Here is an 18,854-nt window from a genome sequence, read left to right as displayed (position 1 = left end):
GCCGCGTCTCAGGCGCCGAGCTCGTCCTTGAGGCGGGCCAGGACGCGCCGGTTGATGTCGTCGGCGTGCTCGTGCCAGCCGAAGACGCACACCGACAGCACGCCGTCAAAGCGGATGTCCCTCAGGGTGGAGAACACCGCGTCCCAGTCGACCTCGCCGTTACCGACCTCGTTGTGCTGGTGCACGGTGACATCGGCGCCGGGCGGGTTGACGATGTAGCGGTTGCCGTCGTTGGCACGGTGGTTGAAGCCGTCGGCAACGTGGACCTCGCGCAGCTTGCCGGCCTCGTGGGCGGTGCGGATCATCCGCTCCACGTCGCCGGCGCCGTCAGACAGGTGGAAGGCGTGCGGGCAGCAGAACTCGTAGCCGATCCAGTCCTTGTTGACCGCACGCACCAGGCGCAGGGCCGGGTCGTGCAGCTCGACGAAGTCGTAGGGGTGGGCCTCCATGTTGAGGCGGATCCCGTAGCGCTCGAAGTGCGGGGCCAGCTCCTCAATGGAGCGGAACCACTGCTCCTCGCTGCGGCGGGCCTGGTTGCGGTCCCCGGAGAACTCCGAGGTGATCTCACGCACGTCAAGCTGGTCGGCCAGCTCCAGGAGGCGGCGCCAGTTGGAGACCTGAGCGGTGCGCTCCTCCTCCACCGGCGAGGACCAGTTGAAGACCGGGTTGAGGGTGCGCACCCGCACACCGGTCTCCTTCTGCGCCTTGTTCAGCTCGGCGACGAAGGCGTCGTCGGCGGCCGGGCGGTGGTGCCAGAGGTGGAAGTCCGCGTTGGGCGACAGCTCCACGTGCTCAAAACCCAGCTCGGCCGCCTTGTACAGGGTGCGGACGGTGGGCATGGTGCGGTAGTACATGTTGGGGTCAAGGGCGATATCGACCACAGGTGGTCTCCTCTCCGGTGCGACAGCGCCAACCGACGTCGTCGCACCACGCTAGGGGCATCTGTCAGCGAGGCTCAGGCGTAGAGGGCGGGCTTGTCGATGGTAGAGACAGTGACTTCCCGACCCTCGTTCTCCAGGGACTCCAGGGCGGCGTCCACCACGCAGGTGGCGGCGTAGCCGTCCCAGGAGGTGGACCCGGTGTGCTCGTCGCGCTCCACCGCGCGGATCCACTGCTGGACCTCCTGGTTGAAGGCCGTGTGGAAGCGGTCCACGTGGCTGCGGCAGATCGGGTTGCGGTTGCCGTGGGAGTCACGGGTGACCGTGGTGTTCTGGTCCCCCAGGCGGATGGTGCCGGCCTCCATGACCAGCTCGCACTCGATAGAGTAGCCGAACTGGATGTTGACGTTGACCTCGTCGTCAATGAGCACGCCGGACTCCGTCCTGGCCACCAGCACCAGCGGGTCACGCAGGTGGTCAAAACGGCGGCTGGTGGAGCGCGGGGCGTCCACGCGCACGGAGACGATCTCCTCGTTCAACAGGTAGCGGCAGGTGTCGATCTCGTGGATGGCGGTGTCATCAATCATGTTACGCGTGACGTAGCCCTCTGGCACTGAGGGGTTGCGGTGGCGGCAGTGCACCAGGGTGGCGTAGCCAAGCTCCCCGCCGGCCAGGGTGGCGCGCATCTCCTGGTAGCCGGGGTCGAAGCGGCGCATGAAGCCCACGGTGACGAGCTTCTTTCCCGCCTTCTGCTCGGCATCCATGATGGCGATGCAGTCCTGCGGCGTGGTGGCCAGCGGCTTCTCGCACAGGACGTACTTGCCCGCCTCGACGGCGGCGATGACGTCAGGGGCGTGGACCTTGCCGAAGGTCGCCACCAGGACGGCGTCGACATCGGGGTCGGCGATGAGCTCGGCACCGCTGCCGTAGGCCGTGGCACCCAGGGGCTCGGCGACCTCCTTGGCAGCATCCAGGTTGAGGTCGGCCACGGCGACGACGCGCCCGCCAGCCAGCTCGTTCTCAATGCGCTCGACGTGGGCGCGGCCCATGCCGCCGGCCCCGATCAGTCCAATACGGACACTCATGGTTGTCTCCTCGTTGAGTAGCGTCAGTCAGTGATATTGGATATTGGAGGAAGTCGGCCTGCCGAGCAGTGTCCACGGCGCGGCCGGGTTGGCGCCGAGACCACCTCGGCAGGGCAGCCCGGCGCCGTCGGCGGGCACCCACCGGCGCCACATAGCACCGCAGCCACGCGGTCAGTCAGCGCCCGGAAGGTCCAGCCGCCTCAGGCCAGCCCCAGGCCGCACTCGGCCAGGTAGGTGCGCATGTTGATGGCGTTGGGCTTGGGGAAGGACGGGTCGCAGGGGTAGCAGTCCTGCTCGCAGATGCAGTAGATGGGCTTGTCGAGGTCCGCCAGGGCGTCAACGAAGTCGTGCATCTCGGGCAGGCCTGCGGGCGGGCAGACCGAGGCGCCCTTGGTGACCGCCTCGCCAAAGGGCCAGTCCTTCTCGTGGGCCTCCTTGGTGATGGCCTCGTCGAAGGCCTTGATGTGGACGTAGGTGATGCGCTCGGGGTACTTCCTGCACAGCTCGACCGGGTCGCCGCCGCCGTAGACGACGTGGCCGGAGTCCAGGCAGAGGTTGACGTACCTGGGGTCGGTGGCGTCAAAGATGCGGGCGATCTCCTCGGGGGTCTCGATGTGGGAGTCCCCGTGGGGGTGGAGGACCATCTTGAGGTCGTAGTCGTCCAGGAGCATCTGCCCCAGGGCGTTGGCGTGCTCCACGTAGAGCTTCCAGGCGTCGTCGGAGAGCACGCGGTCGTCGGTCCACTCCCAGGTCTTGTCGTCGCGGTAGAGCGGGGGCAGGTGGACGATGTACTCCGCGCCCACGGCGGCGTGGGTCTCCGCGATGGCCCGGAAGGTTGTCAGCGTGGTCTCCCAGGCCTCCTCCTTGTGGAGGATGCCCCACCCGGTGCCGGCCACGACCCGCATGCCGTAGTCGTCGCACCACTTCTGGAGCTCCTTGGGGTCGGTGGGGAAGTAGCCCCAGGGGCCGGTCTCGATCACCTCGAAGCCGGCCTCAGCCATCTCCTCCCAGGCCTGGCGGGGGTCCATCTGCTTGGGGTCCTCAGGGAACCAGACGCCCCACTGGTCGGGGCACACGCCGATGGTCAGCTTGGAGTACCTGGGGTCACTGGTGTTGACAGCCTTGGACGTCATTGTCGCTCCTCAGTCGCAGGTTTCGTCCGAATCGTTTCGGACGTGAGACCGAGGTTACCGCACCCACGTCAAGAAGTCCAGGCTTTGTCAGGACATACAGCGTTGGTCGTGCCCCGCCCGCAGCGCCTACACCTCCAGGCTCCCATGCTGCACATCTTCAGGTGGCCTATGGCGGCTGACCACCAACAGACCCGCACTACCACGCAAGACGTCTTGCGCACAAGGTCCCGGAGACCAGCAGCGGGGCCAGGACCCCCACCACCTTCACAGCCACGCCCGCACCAGCCTGACTCGCGCCACCCACAGGAGGGTCCCGCCATACGCAGCAAGAACACCTCCCACGCCGACAGTCAAGGCAGTCACACGCGTCACAGCCCTGCAGTCTCCGACCTCACCCAGACCAGACCCCACGGATCGAGCCCGTCACCAGAACAAGCATCCCCAGGGGAAGTGACACAAGCAAAGCTTCACCGCCGCAGCTTAACAACGCACCACCGCGCGACAAGACCCAACATCTCATCACCAGACCCACTCACCCACCACCAAAGCACCTAAGTTCCCAGCCAGACACACATGTGGTTCCGCAAAGGCATTCAACTTCGCGGAACCACATGCCCACTGCGACAACACAAAGTCATGGCGACCTCACGCCTAGAAGCAGCTGGAACTGGAGATGATGGTCGTGGTCGTGCATCGAGCCGCCATAGGCTCAAACAGGTGCTGACCCTCACCGAAACTCGTGATCGTCATCGTAGATACATCCGGCAAGGCGATGGCTTCCATAACCACCTCCTCTCGCGTCCGGCTCGCCAAGATCTGCACACTGACTGCATCAGCGCAATACACACCATACATCAAGCACAACCAAAGAAACTATGATATTAATAACAGGTGAAATACAGACTGGCTCCACAGCACGCTGAAATCCATGTCTGCCTCACAAAGTGTTTTGCAATGCAAAGTCGCAACGCGCTACGCTAGATCCATGGACATGACGACGGGCGCCCATCCAACAGTCGCTCACTTCGACTCAATATGCAAAAAATATCGAAGGCAGGCGGCACTAACCGATATTACCTTGCAAATAACTGCGGGTGAGGCTGTGGGGCTTGTAGGGCCCAATGGGGCGGGCAAGACTACGCTGCTGGCGTTGCTTGCCGGGTTACGACGACCGACCTGCGGGACAGTCCGACTGTTTGGAGGCGACCCGACGAACCCGCGATCGCGTACCAGGCTCGGCATGGCACCGCAGGCATTGAGCCTGCCTGAAACAGCAAGGGTTGGCGAGGTGCTCGCATATGTCCAAGCGTTCTACCAAAAAACCGCAAAAATATCTAAATTGGTGGAGGAGTTCAACATTGGACATCTGCTGGGAAGGCAGGTGGGCGGATTATCTGGTGGGCAGAGACGACTAGTGACCGTCGCCCTCGCATTCGTCGGCAACCCGAAACTAGTTCTACTCGACGAACCAACGACCGGCCTGGATGATGAATCACGAGAACTGCTGTGGACGCGAGTAGCAGCACGAGTCGATGCCGGTACTACATTAATAGTCACGAGCCACTACTTGGAAGACATCGAACGATTGTCCCAGCGAGTAGTCGCCCTCAAAGAAGGACGAGTCGTCCAAGACGCACCTATCACAGATATCCGAGCGGCAAGCAGACTAGCAAAGGTGCGGATCTCGACCACCACCCCAGATGCCTACCACGCAATCTACCGCCACGGTGAGTCCCACTACCGCAACGGAGTACTAGAGTTCATCACCGACGACCTAGACGAAACCTTGCGCTGGGCACTGCATAACACAGGCACACTCAACAACATCGAAGTCGTTAACAATGCACTCTCCGCCGCCAGCCGCAACACGAGGATAATCGATGAGCACGACAACGCTTAAGAACCCCATCTACCTAGCCCTAGTACAAGCTAAGTTCCAGCTCAGTGAAGCCGTGAGAATACCCATCAGCATCCTCATGGGTCTCTTCGCTCCCAGCATCGGCCTACTGTTCTTTGTCGTACCGCAACGCGCGGTTGCAGAAGACTCGGAACTAGCCACCAGCGCAGTGATTGGCCTGGCCGTATTCGGCGTTATGGTCAATTCCTTGTTCCAGTTCGCCACGGAAGTTTCCCAGGCGAGAGAACGCCCTTGGGGCACTTATACCCGGACACTGCCCTGCGGAGCAGGATCTAGGCTATTATCCTACCTCCTGTCATCAGGAGTACTTTCCGCAGCATCGGTAATTCCGCTAATCTTACTTGCAGCCTTCAGCACGGAAGCCTCGCTCACTCTGCCTCGCCTGCTTGCGGGAATCGCAGCCCTGCTTGTCACCTCTGCCCCATCTATGTTGATCGGAATCGCGATTGGGTACCTGCTAGGTTCCAAAGCAGCAGTAGCGGTTGCCCAGGTGCTCATGCTTGCACTCGCCTTCGGAGGCGGCCTGTTTATACCTCCTCATGCCTTCCCTGAGCAGTTCGCCACCGTCTCCCTCGCAATGCCCACCCGCTCGGCACTCGAACTTAGCAGTTGGGCAACGGGCGTAGGTACTGAACACTTTGCTCCCGCACTCGTCGGCTTCTTCACTTGGACCATCGGTCTCACTGTCATATGCCTTATCCGCGCCAGCCGCGACAGCGACCGGGAGTACGACTCATGACCCCGACAACCTATCCGTCAGCAATCAATGGTGCTCACTATATCGGGGCATGAAATGGCCTCGCCGAGACGCTTCAGTCCTTCATCTGTGCACCCGTCCAGATCATCGACTTAGTTGGAAGTTCAGCACCGAGTCTGCAACAGCTTAAAGGCGTCGTCAACAACTCATGGGAGACTGTTATTATCTCGACGAGGCGGACACACCTTGATGACACGCTCGGCGACACGGAGTCTACCCTGCTGAACAGCATTCCGAACTCAATCATACTTCGATGCTCGCCGTTAGACTTATCGCTCCCGCTGCTGTGGTCGTGGGCGCAAGCAGCTGGAATTCTCATGTCATCCTTCCACGAAGAAGGTGTAGCATGGATACAGACGTCAGACCTGGCCGAAGCTATTAGCCGGATTACCCCAACCCATATCCAAGAAAAAAGGTCAAGCGTACGACCTGACCGGGCCTGCGCGCATACCGATGACCCACCTTCGCGACACTATGGCACATAACTTAAATATGGACATTGAATTGGCGTGCCTGCAACCAGATGAGTTCACAGACAAACTCCTGGCAAACGGAATGTCTGACACAGATGCATATTGGGTGGCCAACTACCAACACACCACTTCCGATCCGCTGCTGTCAGCAACTACCCAGGTCCTATCGAAAATACTTGGAAGGCAGCCACTCACTCCGCAACTTATCTCTCACGGACACTAGGAGGCAACTGTGAGCTCACATGCCAATGACCTCAAACCAGATAAGTTCTACCGTCGGCACCTTTTGCCGAGACGGCGTCTCTAGACGAAAGTTTAGTCATAGTTGCAGCTAAGTTCGCTACCACTATTCACGGCGACGGAGTTACCAGTTTCGCCACTGAGTTGTTGCACGAGCTGGGAATGGATGGATACATCTCTGCCGAAGACTTGGCTGAAACCATGTCTCTCCCGGTCAGTCAGGTTTCGGCCGTGCTGGACCGATTAGTCGAAGCAGGTCTATTGACCACTGCGCAGAAGCGCTATCCTCCATCAGTCATCTTAGCCGCTCTACGCCCAGGACGTCAGGCATCTGATGACACCATCGAACAGCGCCTGAAGAAGACATCTGTATCCTTGATGTCTCGTCCGGGGAGCGCCTTAGCGGATACCATCCAACTAGCCGCAACGGCACAGGGCCCGAATATACAGGTGTTCAGTTCGGTTCCAGAAGCGCGGGGAGATATACTTGTCATAGTCGCAAACTCCTACATAGATCCAACGCTCTTTCTTGCCAACAGCCACGCGCTAAAAACTAACACACCGCTGCTTCCTGTGATAGCCTTCGACTCGGAAACAGCGTGGGTAGGACCATTCTGTATCCCATATCAATCCGCCTGTATAAAATGCTTTCAACTTCGCAGATCAGCAAATTTCTCCGATGATATCTTCCGTCCGGAACTCCTTAAGCTTCAACCTATTGATAACCCTGCCCCTGACTTCGGCCCGAACCCACTACATTACATCCAGGCGGGGATAGTTTCCAATCTGCTTCTAGAAAGTGTCACGCTCCGCAGCCATGGGCCATGCACTATGCCTGGCGGACTGACCACAATCACCATCGGTGACACCGGATTGGAAGTTCAAACCCGTAGAGTCCTGAGGGTACCCCGTTGTCCCGACTGCTCCCCAGTAGCCGACACGGGCTTCCCTCAAGTTTGGTTTCACGACGATCCTGTCAGCGTAGAGAGTAGAGACTCGAAGGCAACGCAATGAGCGAGTGGACTAGCACCCAGCAAGCAGCGGCGATCTTGCTGCCACTTTCTGATCCGTATGTGGGAATCACGCGTCGTGAGTACATGAAGCTCCGTGATGTTGACGACATCCTTGCTCATTCTGTTGGTGCCCACAGCACAGATAGCAGTTTGCTTTTCGACGTCCCTGGTAGCACTTACAATACAACGGTGGAGGATCACCTGATCTCATTAGCGCCCGCCTGGCTGCAATCGGCGAGACGGTGGAACGGTATAGTGCTGCCTACGCACCGACAGACTCAGCATCTGTAAGATATGGGACCACTCATGATCTTAGGCACGAACTAGACCTACTGAGCGCTGATGATTTCGCTATGTTTGCTGATCAGTAGTATAACATCAAGGACTTCGGTTACGATCGGTGGACTGACGACCTGCCGCTGTGGTGGCGAGAAGGAAAAGACGCCATCACAGGAACTGCAGTATGGGCACCTGCACAATTGATCCACATGGCCGGACAATGGCGCAATGAGCCCGCTGTTGGCTATGCCACCAGCAACGGTCTCGCTTGTGGTATCACGTACACCGAAGCGGCGCTCTCTGGCTTATTTGAAGTGGTCGAGCGGGACGGCTTCATGCTCACCTGGTACAACAAATTAAGCCTCCCGCAGATTGAAGTAATCTCGAGTCCAACCCTGCAAGACTACATTGAAAGACACTTCACGCCCACTGGTCTTGACATTCATCTTGTGAACATGTCAGCGTTCAGCGGCATTCCAGCCATCCTCGCAGTAGTCCGCAGCCGCACCTCGGTACTTGCGCCATTCGCGATCGGTGCTGCCAGTGCTGCGACTGTAGAACGTGCCTGCGTCAAAGCCGCAACAGAAGCAATGTACACTAGGACTTGGATGAAAACCGAGCAGAGAGAAGGAAGAGTAATCCGTCACCCCGCAGACTTCTCAAAAACTCTGCGCACATTTGAGGATCACATTCGCCTTTACGCTGGCACCCCTATCATGACTGAAGCAGATTTTTTGACAACAAGCCCTTGTCGTTGCGAGGTTTCAGAACTCCCATCTTTCGACGACACATCCCCAAATAGGCTATGGCATAATCTGGTAGAACATTTGTCTCAACAAGGTCACCGAGTCATTACATTCGATCTCACCAGCCCGGATATACGCGATGCAGGGGTGCATGTAGTAAAGACGGTCGTATCTGGTTTACGGCCTCTTGACACCTCCTACAACGCTCGTTTCATGGGGGGCCAACGACTTCTAAACCATGCCCATCAACTTGGCCTATGTTCGCGGCCCTTCACCGTTGACAGTTTGAATCAGGCGCCCCACCCATTCCCATGATCTAGGACCAGGAAGGACACTACCGAAATGAGTGAAATAGAACGTCATGCAACCAACCTGGTTGACGTTGTTTATGGGAATGAGTATCTTTCCTACGACGATCCTACTGAGAACTGGTTTGAGGCTAGCAAGGTATACCGGGCTTCAATGGCATGGGATGCCCCAGGTGTTAGTCGACTCACCCGTTCACCCGCATTGCAAGTAATTGCTACACGTGCCGGAAAACGGTTCGACGATCTACCAGCAACACAACTTCCAGCACCATTGACTCCCTCCATTAGTCTTCTAGAAGCAGCGGAGGAGCGACGAAGTACTAACTATTTCACTGGCGAGGAAATTACATTGACCCAACTCGCCACTATGCTTGATTTCAGTTACGGGGTTACTTATCGGCCGGAAGGACTACGCCGTCGTGTTCCTTCGGGCGGAGCGTTGTACCCAATCGACATCTATGTTTTCGCTAGTCGTATCACTAAACTGAGGCACGGCGTTTATCACTACGATCCATACCGAACATGTCTTGTCCGTCTTGCAGATTTTAGAGATGAGCTCCTTGCCCAAGCACTGTTGCAAGAAGACATGGTGGCATCTTCTGCTGCTACCATTGTGCTTTCAGCCAGTTTCTGGCGAAACCGTTTCAAGTACGACCCTCGTTCGGGGAGGTTCGTGTTTCTTGATGCTGGTCATATTATGCAGAACCTGACTCTAATAACTCCAGCAATCTCACTCGGAGGCAGACCATTCGGCGGGTTCATTGACGACGAGCTATCTCAGATGATCGGCTATACTAATGGAGTCGACACTGCGCCGATATACGCTTTTGTTGTTGGGATTTCTGGTGACATATGAATATAGTTCTTTCATCCCTCGGACTGACATTGCATCTCACTGCACCAGTGCAGGTTGCATTTTTTCCCAGGACCGGCATTTGGGGTCAGATGAATTTGTCACTCACGCCCCAACGCCACTACGATCTCGTGACAATTGCCGCAGGCGTCCTTGCTATGCCCGTTGCACTCCTGTACCCTAACTGTGTTGGTCATCTTTTGATGATTGCCGCGTGGGCGGGATTTGGCATATTAATGCCCTGTGCGGTTTGGCTGATAACTGGCCAGCGTATACGAAAGAGGCGGCACCGCACTGATCTTTCTACTCTTCCCGCCGCTGCCGTAGGTGAAGAACTGCTGTGGCGGGTGACAGCCCCGCTCCTGCTAACACACTGGGGGCTGTCTAACTATGCAGCTGTTGCAACTTCAGCGGCGGGCTTCATTGCACTGCACTACCCTAAAAATAAACGCATGGCATTTTTTCTCTATATTTGTTTGTTCACTACCTTTTCTTGGGCTGCAATCCTGTCGGGAGCAGTTTTTGCAGCAATTGTGTTTCATGTGGCACACAACTTTGCATTGGCTTTTTTAAAGCCGGGAAACGGTACGATAATGGCGACACAACCCCCTCCACCCTCGCGGAATGTATGGTAGTGCGATGACACCTTCACAGTCAGACCGGGCTTCGGCTCAAGATTGGTTCAATGATCCATTGCTCACGCACATCAGTTCTGCGCATGATTATCGAGAAACAACAGCCACCGGAAAGTTATCAGCTGCTTTTCTTTTCAGTAGATACGAGGCCCTTAACGGCTTTTCTCCCAGCAGTTTTCTCGACGTCGGCTGTGGCGAGGGGCTTGTCCTTTCTTATGTTGCTAACAGCGATCCTGAAGTTTCACTAACAGGCACAGACACGGTGGCAGAGACGCTTTCTTGTGCACGCCAGATAGTTCCATCAGCGCGCCTGCTCCTTCGGGAAGGAGCACCCGAAGGGAGTTTTGATACTATTCTCGCACACTTGACTCTTGGACTTTGGGAAAGGCCTTTACACCTACTCGCCCACGCCGTCCAGCAACTGTCGACGCGAGGGTTGATGTATATCGTCGACATCAACGTCAAGGATCTCGAACTAGGGCTCTCATACGCCATCAACGACGAAGAACGTTCTTACCTGAGAAGTCAGTACGACTCCGCCTACACCTTGCAACAGTTCACTGATCTCCTCATCCGTTCAGCTCCGGCCGAACAGGGATATGAGGTCCTTACCGGGACTTCAACGTTTGCGGGTTTCGATTTTGGCACCCGAGAGCATCTGCAGTTGATGACCGCTCCACGAGTAATCACTGCCCTCAGGCAGCAGGAACGATCCACCGGTTCACGGCTCCCGCAGTTACTTCACGGATGGGTATTCGCACGCCGTGGCACCATAGATAACTGCTACTCGACTACGGCTCGACACAGTCCTCCTTAAGTAAATCTAATCGTGTTCTAGCCACATACGTAGTTCCTTTCGGATATGTTTGCGCCGCGTGCTATGCAGTGGCGAGTGACTCGTGGGGACGAGTGACTGGTGGGAGGATGCCCGGCATACAGGCCGAGGACCCTAGATCTCAGTTCGCCCATAAACTGTTCCTGCCTACTAACCGGGTGTATGGCGGCAGTAGCCGTTTCGTCACAGCAGCGTGTCCCCTGGCACGGCCTCCTTCACCCTTCACAAAGATCACCCTTCACAAAGATCACCCTTCACAAAGATCACCCTTCACAAAGAGTTGTGCTTTGATCCCAGCAGCCGAGAAGCCCCCCACCCCAGCCTGCTCCTCTTGCAGGGTGGGGTTGAGGCGCTCGACCTTGGCGCCTGTCTGGGGGCGGTAGGGGCGGGTGCAGCGGTGCCCGACCCCGGTTGCCTGGAGTGCCTGGTTGAAGACCCTGGACCGGTAGCAGGCCCTGTCGCCGGTCATGACCTCCTGCACAGTCACGCCCAGGGAGGCGAAGAAGGCGCTGGCGCGCCACTAGAAGCCTGCGGCAGTGTCCCTGGTCTCGTCATCAAGGATCTCGGGGCACACGCCCCTGGAGCGGCCGCCCACGGCGTGGTGGAACCAGCGCCAGCCGACCAGGCCAGGAGCGCGGCCTGGAACTGCGGTCGGTCAGGGGCCGCCCCACCTGTCGGCTGCTAGCCCAGCGCCTGGTTGTAGCCGGGCTGACCTGGAGCCTCTCAGCCGCACGGTGCAGCGACTACCCCTGCCAGACGCCCACGTCAACGCACCACTGACGCCCCTGGGGCGTCAGTGGTGCGTTGACGTGGGCTGTACCGAACTGCTGGCCTGCCCACCTACCCGTTGGTCGGGAAGTTCATCCCCACGTAGCCGACCTTCTCGCCACGGCGCGCCCACCGGGAGGTGACCACCTTGCCCCTGGTGTAGAAGCGCACACCCTCTGGGCCGTGAATGTGGTGGTCACCCAGGAGCGACTCCTTCCACCCGCCGAAGGAGTAGTAGGCCACCGGCACTGGGATGGGCACGTTGACCCCGACCATGCCAGCCTCCACGTCAACCACGAACTGACGCGCAGCGTCCCCGTCAGAGGTGAAGATGGCCGCGCCGTTGCCGAACTCCGAGGAGTTGACCAGCTCGATGGCCTCCTCGTAGGTCTCGGCCCGCACCACCACAAGCACCGGGCCGAAGGTCTCCTCACAGTAGAGGGACTGCTCGGTGGGCACCCTGTCCACGATCGTGGGGCCCAGCCAGAAGCCGTCCTGGTAGTCCTCACCCTCGGGACGGTAGCCGCGGCCGTCGAGCACCACGTCAGCGCCGCCCTCCTCGGCCCGGGCGATCCAGCCCTCGATACGCTGCAGATCCTTGCGGGTGATGACCGGCCCCATCTCGGAGGCCTTGTCCGTGCCCGGCCCGGTGACGATCGCCTGGGCACGCTCCTTGACCAGCGGGATCAGGCGCTCGGCCGCGTCACCCACGGCCACGACCACCGGCAGGGCCATGCAGCGCTGCCCGGCCGCCCCGAAGGCGCCGGCGGAGACGTGCTGGGCGGCGAACTCCATGTTGGCGTCAGGCATGACGATGGCGTGGTTGTTCGCCCCGCCCAGGGCCTGGACGCGCTTGCCGTGGGACACGCCCGTGTCCTGGACGATGTGGGCCACCGGCGAGGAGCCCACGAATGAGATGGCGTCGATGCCGGGGTGCTCCAGCACCCGGGTGACGATCGTGCGGTTGCCCGCCACCACGTTGAACAGGCCGTCAGGCAGGCCCGCCTCCTTGTAGAGCTCAGCAATCTTCAGGGAGGCTGAGGGCACCAGCGAGGCCACCTTGAGGATGAAGGCGTTACCGGTGGCCAGGGCGATGGGGTGCATCCACATGGGCACCATGACGGGGAAGTTGAACGGGCAGATCCCCGCGACGACCCCCACCGGCTGGCGCAGGGTGTGGACATCGACCCCGGTGGCCGCCTGGTCGGTGAACTCCCCCTTGAGGGCAGCGTTGATGCCGCAGGCAAAGTCAATGGTCTCCCGGCCGCGGGCGATCTCCCCCAGGGCGTCACCGTGGGTCTTGCCGCCCTCGCGCACGATGAGCTCGGCCAGCTCGTCCGCGTGCTGGTTGACCAGCTCGCGCATCCGGAACATGACGTCTACACGCTTGGCCAGCGAGGTACGGGCCCACTTCTTCTGGGCCTCGCGCGCCACCTCTACCACGTGGTCGAGGTCCTCCTCCGAGGCCAGCACCAGCTCGTCAATGACCTCGCCGGTGGCCGGGTTCTCAATCGGCAGCGTCTCAGTTCCCGATCCGGTCCACGGGCCGCCGGAGACCCAGTGCTTGACTGTCATTATCTCTCCTTTGAGTCTTGGGTGACCCCGGGGTCCTCCGGGGTCTGGAGGTGCCTGGGGCCGGGCAGGTCGCCCGGCCCCAGGTCGACAGACATGACACTACGCCCTCTTTGAGGACCTTGGTCCGTCTGGCGCATCGTGTCCTATTGTCCGGACAATATCACAGGTAGTGGCGCTGCGGCCTGCGGTCCTGGACGTAGTCCTCGTAGGCCTTCTGGGTGGACTCCAAGCGGGAGACCCCCGACACCGGGACGTCCCACCAGGAGGAGCCGGGCGGGTTGGGGCCGTAGAGGTCGGTCTCGATGTGGATCATGCAGGCACGGTCCTCGGCGCGGGCCTGGGCGTAGGCCTGCCTGAAGTCCTCGATCGTGGAGACCCGGTAGACCGTGAGCCCCCAGGACTCGGCGTTGGCGGCGATGTCCACTCCGGCGACCTTCTGCTCGTCCTGAAGGTGGCTACCCTGGCCGCGCTGGCGGTACCTGGTGCCGAATCGCTGAGAGCCGCGGGACTCCGACAGGGAGCCGATGGAGGCGAAGCCGTAGTTCTGTAGCAGAACGTAGATGACCTTGATGTTCTCCTGGACCACGGTGGCCAGCTCCATGGGCAGCATCTGGTAGGTGCCGTCACCGACGATGGAGACCACCTCGCTCTGGGGCCGGGCGAGCTTGACCCCCAGGGCGGCCGGGACCTCGTAGCCCATGCAGGAGAAGGCGTACTCGACGTGGTACTGGACCGGGGTCCTGGCCTGCCACAGGGCCTGGAGGTCGCCGGGCATGGAGCCGGCGGCGTTGATCATGATGTCCTCCTCCCCCATGAGCTCGTTGAGGGCGCCAAAGACCTCGGTCTGGGCGGGCAAGGGGCCGTGGCCCCGGTGGTAGCACTCCTGAGTACGGACCAGCCAAGCCTCCCGCTCAGCGGTGACCTCCGCGGAGTACTCCGGGGACACCCGGTAGCCCTCCAGGGCGGTGCTCAGGGCGGTCAGCGCCTCACGCGCGTCGGCCACCACCATCTCCGCGCTCTGCTTAGCGGCGTCAAAGGCGCGCACGTTGATGTTGACGAAACCCACCTCCGGGTTCTTGAACTGGGTCTTCGACGCTGTGGTGAAGTCCGAGTACCGCGTGCCGATGCCGATAACCAGGTCAGCCTTGTCGGCGATGTGGTTGCCGGAGTCGCCCCCGGTGGATCCCACTCCCCCGATGGCGCAGGGGTGGTCGAAGTTGATGGCACCCTTGCCCGCCTGGGTGTCGGCCACGGGGATCCCCGTGGCCGAGGCGAAGGCGCGCAGCTCCTCGCTGGCCTGGGAGTAGATGACGCCACCACCGGCGATAACCATGGGGCGCTTGGCGGCCCTGATGGCGTCCACGGCGCGCTCCAGGGCGGCCGGCTCGGGGACGGGGCGGCGCACGTGCCACACCCGCCTGCGGAACAGCTCGACCGGCCAGTCGTGGGCCTCGGCCTGGACGTCCTGGGGCATGGCGATGACCACGGCGCCGGTCTCGGCGGGGTCGGTGAGGACCCGCATGGCGTTCAGCAGGGAGGGGATGAGCTGCTCGGGCCGGTTGACGCGGTCAAAGAACCGGGACACTGGCCGGAAGGCGTCGTTGACGGTGACGTCCAGGGTCGTAGGGTCCTCCAGCTGCTGGAGGACGGGGTCGGGCACCCGGGTGGCGAACTGGTCGGAGGGCAGGAGGAGGACCGGCAGGCGGTTGGTCGTGGCCAGGGCGGCACCGGTGACCATGTTGAGGGAGCCCGGGCCGATAGAGGCCGTGACCATGTAGGTGGACATCCTGTCCCGGGTCTTGGCGAAGGCAGCGGCCGCGTGCACGGCACCCTGCTCGTTGCGCGGCATGATGTAGGGCATCTCGCCCTCGCCCTCGGCGGGGTCGACCTCGTTCTGCAGCAGCGCCTGGCCGATCCCAGCCACGTTGCCGTGGCCGAAGATGCCGAAGGCGCCCTCAATGAGGCGGTGCTCCACGCCGTCACGCTCGGAGTACTGGTTGGTCAGGAACCGAATAGTCGCCTGGGCCACGGTCAGGCGGACCGTACCGGCGTAGGCCTCGTTGCTCACGTGTGTCTTCTTCCTGTCGTTGCTGGTGGTCAGTGAGTGGCTGTCAGTTCATCGGGGTCATGGGCAGACGGGGGTCGACCTCCTGGGCCTCCCAGGTCTGGCGCACCCAGGTGTGGTGGGGGTCGTCCGTCATGAGCCACACCGAGTCCTCCGCGGGGCCGGCCATGACGTTGAGGTAGTACAGGTCGTAGCCGGGGGCGGCCACCGACGGGCCGTGGTAGCCGTAGGGCATGACGACGACGTCGCCGTCACGCACCTCGGTGCACACGTCGATGTCATGGCCGGGAGAGGGGTAGATACGCTGGAGGGCGAAGCCCTGGGCGCCGTCAGCGCCCTCGCGCACCTGGTAGTAGTAGATCTCCTCCAGGACGCGCTCCACCTCGGTGTGCTCGTCGTGCTTGTGGGGAGGGTAGGAGGACCAGTTCCCCCCGGGGGTGAGCACCTCGCAGGCCAGCAGGTGGGAGGTCTCCACCTCGTTGCCCAGGGCGTAGTTGCTCACCTGGCGGGAGGAGGGACCCGCGCCGCGCAGCCCGGTGCCGACCTCCTCACGGGGACAGTACCGCAGGGGCTTGTCCGTGGTGGCCCGGGCACCTGGCAGCGCGACCCTCGCGCCCTGGGCGCTGGTCAGGCGCACGTCGGTGCGGCGCGGGACGTAGACGTAGTCGGTGATGTCGGTGAACACCGAGTCGCGGCCTGTCACCTCCAGGACCTGGCCCGCGGCCTCCCCCTCAACCTCTACGGTGCACCCGCCGCTCAGCGGCAGGACCAGGAACTCGTGCTCGCCGCCGGGGACGTCCACGCCCCGCCCCGGCTCCAGCGCCAGGACCCGCAGGGAGGACCACTCCCACCCGGCACGCTCGGCCGTGAGGTCGAGCTCGTAGGCGTCGTGGGCGAGCCCGCCGGCTCTGATGACGTACTGTGACTGGCCTGGCTGGTCAGGCTGGGGCTGCTGGGTCATAGGAGTGTCCTCACGTGTCGTGTCCGGCTGAAAGCCTGAGGTAGGGTGGATGCGGTTCGGTATTGAGTGTGATGTACAGGTGCGGCGGTCGGGGGCAGGTACCGGCGGGCCTGTCCCGACAGGACCGGGCGGAACGGCACCGTGCCCGGGGGACGGGCGCTGGTGGCAGAAGCTGCAGAGGCTAGAGGCTGCCCCGGTGGTCTCTGAGGCAGGCACCAGGCTCACAAGAGCGCGACGGCGCCGTCAACGGCGGCCGCGACGTCGTCGTCAGGCGGGTAGAGCAGGGACCGGCCGAGGACCAGCCCCCTGACGTTGGGCAGGGCCAGTGCCCGCGCCCACGAGGCCATGGCAGCCTCCGGGTCCCGGGACACCTCCCCTCCCAGGATGAGGCTGGGCAGGGTCGTGGACTCCATGACCCGCTCCATGTCCTCCACGCAGGGCAGCTTGAGCCAGGTGTAGGCCGAGGTCCTCCCCAGGGCCTGGGCGACGCTGACGGAGCGGATCACCGCCTCCGGGCTCAGGTCGTTGACCAGGCGTCCCCCCTGCCAACAGGAGACAAAGGGCTCCACCATGGCGGTCAGACCGCGCTCGGCCAGGGAGGTGACAGCACCGGCGCAGGCCTCCAGGAGCGACGCGCTGGCAGGGTCGGTGTAGCAGATGCGGGTGAGCATCTTCCCCCCGTCCAGCCCGGAGGCCTTGATGCCGGCGGCGTCGTACCCGCTGAACCGGTCGTCCGCCTCAAAGGAGGCTCCCTGCAGACCCACCCGGTTCATCGACCCCCACACCATCTTGCCGTCCAGGGCACCCAGGAGCGCCAGGTCCTCCACGACGTCAGGCGTTCCCAGGAAGCCGTTGACCCCCGGCCGGGACAGCGCCTCCACGCAGCGTGCCAGGAGGTCCTCGCGCGAGGCCATGGCCATGGGCTCGGTCCCAGCACCCAGGGCGCCACGGGCAGGGTGGTCGCAGGCGACCACCATGAGCGAGCGGACCTGCTCCAGGGCGGGCCGAGGGCGGTGTCGCAGGACCTGGGAGACAAGATCAGGTCTGGTAGCGCGGACCTCCACGACCGCCTCCGTCAGAGGGGTGCGCGACGTGGAGCCCGGGACCGCCACGGGCGGTCCCGCTTCCAGGGCCGCACCCGTCTCACCCGGTCCGCCCGCCGCCTCGACGGGTGTGCTCTGCCCCATCACCATCACCTCACAGGTCCAGGTCGGGGGCGCAGACCTCACGATTGCGCCGCATCATGTCAAGCAGCTCGGGCTCGGTGGGCATCGCCGTGGAGCACTCCAGACGGGAGGAGACGATCGCCCCGGCGGTCGAGGCCGCGAAGACCGTCTTCTCCAGTGACCACCCCTCCAGCAGGCCGTGGCAGACGGCGCCACCAAAGGCGTCCCCTGCTCCCAGGCCGTTCTTGGTCTCCACCCGTGTCACCGGCATCTCCACCCGTTCGTCACGGGTCCTGGCCAGGGTCCCCTCCAGCCCCTGCTTGACGATCGCGAGCTCGACACCCGCCTCCAGGAGGGCCTCGGCGGCACGCTCGGGGTCACGCTCCCCGACGGCGACCTCGCACTCCTCCCGGTTCCCGATAGCCACCGTGACCTTGGGGAGGACCGCTGAGACCTCACGGCGGGCGGCCTCGCGGCTCTCCCAGAACATCGGACGGTAGTCCAGGTCGATCACCGTCACGGCCTGACGCCCCCTGGCGTCACCCCTGGCGTCACCCCTAGCGTCAAGGGCCGCGTGGTGGGCGCGACGGGAGGGGTCCTTGCTCAGCCCCGTGGCGGAGACCCAGAAGACCGACGCCTCACGGACCGCCTGGAGGGGGACGTCCTCCACCTCCAGCTCCAGGTCCGGGGCAGAGGGCTCGCGGTAGAAGTAGAGAGGGAAGCTGTCCGGGGGGAAGATCTCACAGAAGGTGACCGGGGTGTTGTAGTCGGCCTTGGTGACGACGTAGTCATCGGCCACGCCCAGGCGGCGCATCTCAGCACGGACAAAGCGGCCGAAGGGGTCAGCCCCCACCCCGGTGACCACGGCCGAGCCGTGGCCGTAGCGGGCCGCTGCCACGGCCACGTTGGTGGGACTGCCTCCCAGGAACTTGCCGAAGGACTCCACCTCCTCCAGGCCCACACCCACCTGGAGCGGGTAGATGTCGATCCCGCAGCGTCCGATGGTCAGGACCTCGGCCCCAGGCATCTGCCCGGCCGCTGCGGTCGTCGCTACTTGTGCGGTCATCACGTTCTCTTCCACGTCATCGGGGCGGATCGCCTGTGCCCGGGACGGCCTGGACACATGACGAAGCCTGCCCCACTCCACCCCCTCAGGTCAAGTATTT

18 protein-coding genes are annotated in these 18,854 nt (G+C 62.1%); 7 read left to right on the top strand and 11 right to left on the bottom strand.

From position 1 onward, the window contains the following. Positions 1-8 precede the first annotated feature (8 nt). The 4 genes from CWS50_RS02940 to CWS50_RS14030 all read right to left on the bottom strand — a co-directional run bounded on the left by CWS50_RS02940 (position 9) and on the right by CWS50_RS14030 (position 3,879). Positions 9-881 carry a sugar phosphate isomerase/epimerase family protein gene (locus CWS50_RS02940; RefSeq protein WP_127841602.1) on the bottom strand — a complete coding sequence of 291 codons (873 nt, stop codon included), beginning with the start codon at positions 879-881 and terminating at the stop codon, positions 9-11. Between the two features lie 74 nt (positions 882-955). Then, positions 956-1,963 (bottom strand): Gfo/Idh/MocA family protein, encoded by a 1,008-nt coding sequence (locus CWS50_RS02935; protein WP_127841601.1) that lies wholly within the window; start codon positions 1,961-1,963, stop codon positions 956-958. A gap of 200 nt (positions 1,964-2,163) precedes the next feature. Further along, positions 2,164-3,096 carry a sugar phosphate isomerase/epimerase family protein gene (locus CWS50_RS02930; protein WP_127841600.1) on the bottom strand — a complete coding sequence of 311 codons (933 nt, stop codon included), beginning with the start codon at positions 3,094-3,096 and terminating at the stop codon, positions 2,164-2,166. Between the two features lie 651 nt (positions 3,097-3,747). Beyond that, on the bottom strand, positions 3,748-3,879 hold the full coding sequence (locus tag CWS50_RS14030; RefSeq protein WP_164860061.1) for a plantazolicin family TOMM peptide: 132 nt from the start codon (positions 3,877-3,879) through the stop codon (positions 3,748-3,750). Positions 3,880-4,081: 202 nt separating this feature from the next. On the opposite strand from CWS50_RS14030, the gene CWS50_RS02920 reads away from it, so the two are divergent. Continuing rightward, positions 4,082-4,996 (top strand): ABC transporter ATP-binding protein, encoded by a 915-nt coding sequence (locus CWS50_RS02920; protein ID WP_164860060.1) that lies wholly within the window; start codon positions 4,082-4,084, stop codon positions 4,994-4,996. After that, positions 4,977-5,753, top strand: a complete 777-nt coding sequence (locus tag CWS50_RS02915) for an ABC transporter permease (protein WP_127841597.1) — start codon at positions 4,977-4,979, stop codon at positions 5,751-5,753. Before CWS50_RS02920 ends, CWS50_RS02915 begins: the two co-directional genes overlap by 20 nt. A gap of 73 nt (positions 5,754-5,826) precedes the next feature. Here CWS50_RS02915 and CWS50_RS02910 read toward each other — a convergent pair whose 3' ends face one another. Then, positions 5,827-6,018, bottom strand: a complete 192-nt coding sequence (locus CWS50_RS02910) for a hypothetical protein (protein WP_127841596.1) — start codon at positions 6,016-6,018, stop codon at positions 5,827-5,829. Positions 6,019-6,646: 628 nt separating this feature from the next. On the opposite strand from CWS50_RS02910, the gene CWS50_RS14025 reads away from it, so the two are divergent. From CWS50_RS14025 to CWS50_RS02885, 5 genes are all read left to right on the top strand, one after another. Then, entirely contained in the window at positions 6,647-7,498 is an 852-nt protein-coding gene (locus CWS50_RS14025; RefSeq protein ID WP_127841595.1) for a TOMM precursor leader peptide-binding protein, read from the top strand. A gap of 376 nt (positions 7,499-7,874) precedes the next feature. Next, positions 7,875-8,837, top strand: coding sequence for a YcaO-like family protein (locus CWS50_RS02900; RefSeq protein WP_206610495.1), 963 nt, complete (start codon positions 7,875-7,877; stop codon positions 8,835-8,837). 27 nt (positions 8,838-8,864) lie between these two features. Further along, the gene (locus CWS50_RS02895) at positions 8,865-9,686 is read left to right on the top strand and encodes a SagB family peptide dehydrogenase (RefSeq protein ID WP_127841594.1); all 822 of its coding nucleotides are present in this window, start codon (positions 8,865-8,867) and stop codon (positions 9,684-9,686) included. 128 nt (positions 9,687-9,814) lie between these two features. Continuing rightward, positions 9,815-10,318 carry a CPBP family intramembrane glutamic endopeptidase gene (locus tag CWS50_RS02890; RefSeq protein ID WP_164860059.1) on the top strand — a complete coding sequence of 168 codons (504 nt, stop codon included), beginning with the start codon at positions 9,815-9,817 and terminating at the stop codon, positions 10,316-10,318. 4 nt (positions 10,319-10,322) lie between these two features. Next, the gene (locus CWS50_RS02885) at positions 10,323-11,135 is read left to right on the top strand and encodes a class I SAM-dependent methyltransferase (RefSeq protein ID WP_164860058.1); all 813 of its coding nucleotides are present in this window, start codon (positions 10,323-10,325) and stop codon (positions 11,133-11,135) included. Between the two features lie 265 nt (positions 11,136-11,400). Here CWS50_RS02885 and CWS50_RS14020 read toward each other — a convergent pair whose 3' ends face one another. The 6 genes from CWS50_RS14020 to iolC all read right to left on the bottom strand — a co-directional run bounded on the left by CWS50_RS14020 (position 11,401) and on the right by iolC (position 18,754). Continuing rightward, on the bottom strand, positions 11,401-11,622 hold the full coding sequence (locus CWS50_RS14020; protein ID WP_127841591.1) for a DDE-type integrase/transposase/recombinase: 222 nt from the start codon (positions 11,620-11,622) through the stop codon (positions 11,401-11,403). Between the two features lie 371 nt (positions 11,623-11,993). Further along, positions 11,994-13,496, bottom strand: coding sequence for a CoA-acylating methylmalonate-semialdehyde dehydrogenase (locus CWS50_RS02875; protein WP_127841590.1), 1,503 nt, complete (start codon positions 13,494-13,496; stop codon positions 11,994-11,996). A gap of 160 nt (positions 13,497-13,656) precedes the next feature. Continuing rightward, entirely contained in the window at positions 13,657-15,564 is a 1,908-nt protein-coding gene (gene iolD, locus CWS50_RS02870; protein ID WP_127841589.1) for a 3D-(3,5/4)-trihydroxycyclohexane-1,2-dione acylhydrolase (decyclizing), read from the bottom strand. Between the two features lie 43 nt (positions 15,565-15,607). Continuing rightward, positions 15,608-16,522 carry a 5-deoxy-glucuronate isomerase gene (gene iolB / locus CWS50_RS02865; RefSeq protein WP_127841588.1) on the bottom strand — a complete coding sequence of 305 codons (915 nt, stop codon included), beginning with the start codon at positions 16,520-16,522 and terminating at the stop codon, positions 15,608-15,610. Positions 16,523-16,743: 221 nt separating this feature from the next. After that, entirely contained in the window at positions 16,744-17,709 is a 966-nt protein-coding gene (locus CWS50_RS02860; RefSeq protein ID WP_243118429.1) for a Cgl0159 family (beta/alpha)8-fold protein, read from the bottom strand. Between the two features lie 10 nt (positions 17,710-17,719). Beyond that, positions 17,720-18,754 (bottom strand): 5-dehydro-2-deoxygluconokinase, encoded by a 1,035-nt coding sequence (iolC, locus tag CWS50_RS02855; RefSeq protein ID WP_127843186.1) that lies wholly within the window; start codon positions 18,752-18,754, stop codon positions 17,720-17,722. Between the last annotated feature and the right edge of the window lie 100 nt (positions 18,755-18,854).

This window comes from Actinomyces wuliandei, from assembly GCF_004010955.1.
In the GTDB taxonomy this organism is placed as follows: domain Bacteria; phylum Actinomycetota; class Actinomycetes; order Actinomycetales; family Actinomycetaceae; genus Actinomyces; species Actinomyces wuliandei.
This window is presented reverse-complemented; position numbering and strand designations above follow the sequence as displayed.

Coding starts and splice junctions, on each gene's coding strand:
- CWS50_RS02935 (WP_127841601.1), bottom strand. CDS start 1,963: ATGAGTGTCCGTATTGGACTGATCGGGGCCGGCGGCATGGGCCGCGCC.
- CWS50_RS02930 (WP_127841600.1), bottom strand. CDS start 3,096: ATGACGTCCAAGGCTGTCAACACCAGTGACCCCAGGTACTCCAAGCTG.
- CWS50_RS14030 (WP_164860061.1), bottom strand. CDS start 3,879: ATGGAAGCCATCGCCTTGCCGGATGTATCTACGATGACGATCACGAGT.
- CWS50_RS02920 (WP_164860060.1), top strand. CDS start 4,082: ATGGACATGACGACGGGCGCCCATCCAACAGTCGCTCACTTCGACTCA.
- CWS50_RS02915 (WP_127841597.1), top strand. CDS start 4,977: ATGAGCACGACAACGCTTAAGAACCCCATCTACCTAGCCCTAGTACAA.
- CWS50_RS02910 (WP_127841596.1), bottom strand. CDS start 6,018: ATGATTGAGTTCGGAATGCTGTTCAGCAGGGTAGACTCCGTGTCGCCG.
- CWS50_RS14025 (WP_127841595.1), top strand. CDS start 6,647: ATGGATGGATACATCTCTGCCGAAGACTTGGCTGAAACCATGTCTCTC.
- CWS50_RS02895 (WP_127841594.1), top strand. CDS start 8,865: ATGAGTGAAATAGAACGTCATGCAACCAACCTGGTTGACGTTGTTTAT.
- CWS50_RS02885 (WP_164860058.1), top strand. CDS start 10,323: ATGACACCTTCACAGTCAGACCGGGCTTCGGCTCAAGATTGGTTCAAT.
- CWS50_RS14020 (WP_127841591.1), bottom strand. CDS start 11,622: ATGACCGGCGACAGGGCCTGCTACCGGTCCAGGGTCTTCAACCAGGCA.
- CWS50_RS02875 (WP_127841590.1), bottom strand. CDS start 13,496: ATGACAGTCAAGCACTGGGTCTCCGGCGGCCCGTGGACCGGATCGGGA.
- iolB (WP_127841588.1), bottom strand. CDS start 16,522: ATGACCCAGCAGCCCCAGCCTGACCAGCCAGGCCAGTCACAGTACGTC.
- CWS50_RS02860 (WP_243118429.1), bottom strand. CDS start 17,709: ATGGGGCAGAGCACACCCGTCGAGGCGGCGGGCGGACCGGGTGAGACG.
- iolC (WP_127843186.1), bottom strand. CDS start 18,754: ATGACCGCACAAGTAGCGACGACCGCAGCGGCCGGGCAGATGCCTGGG.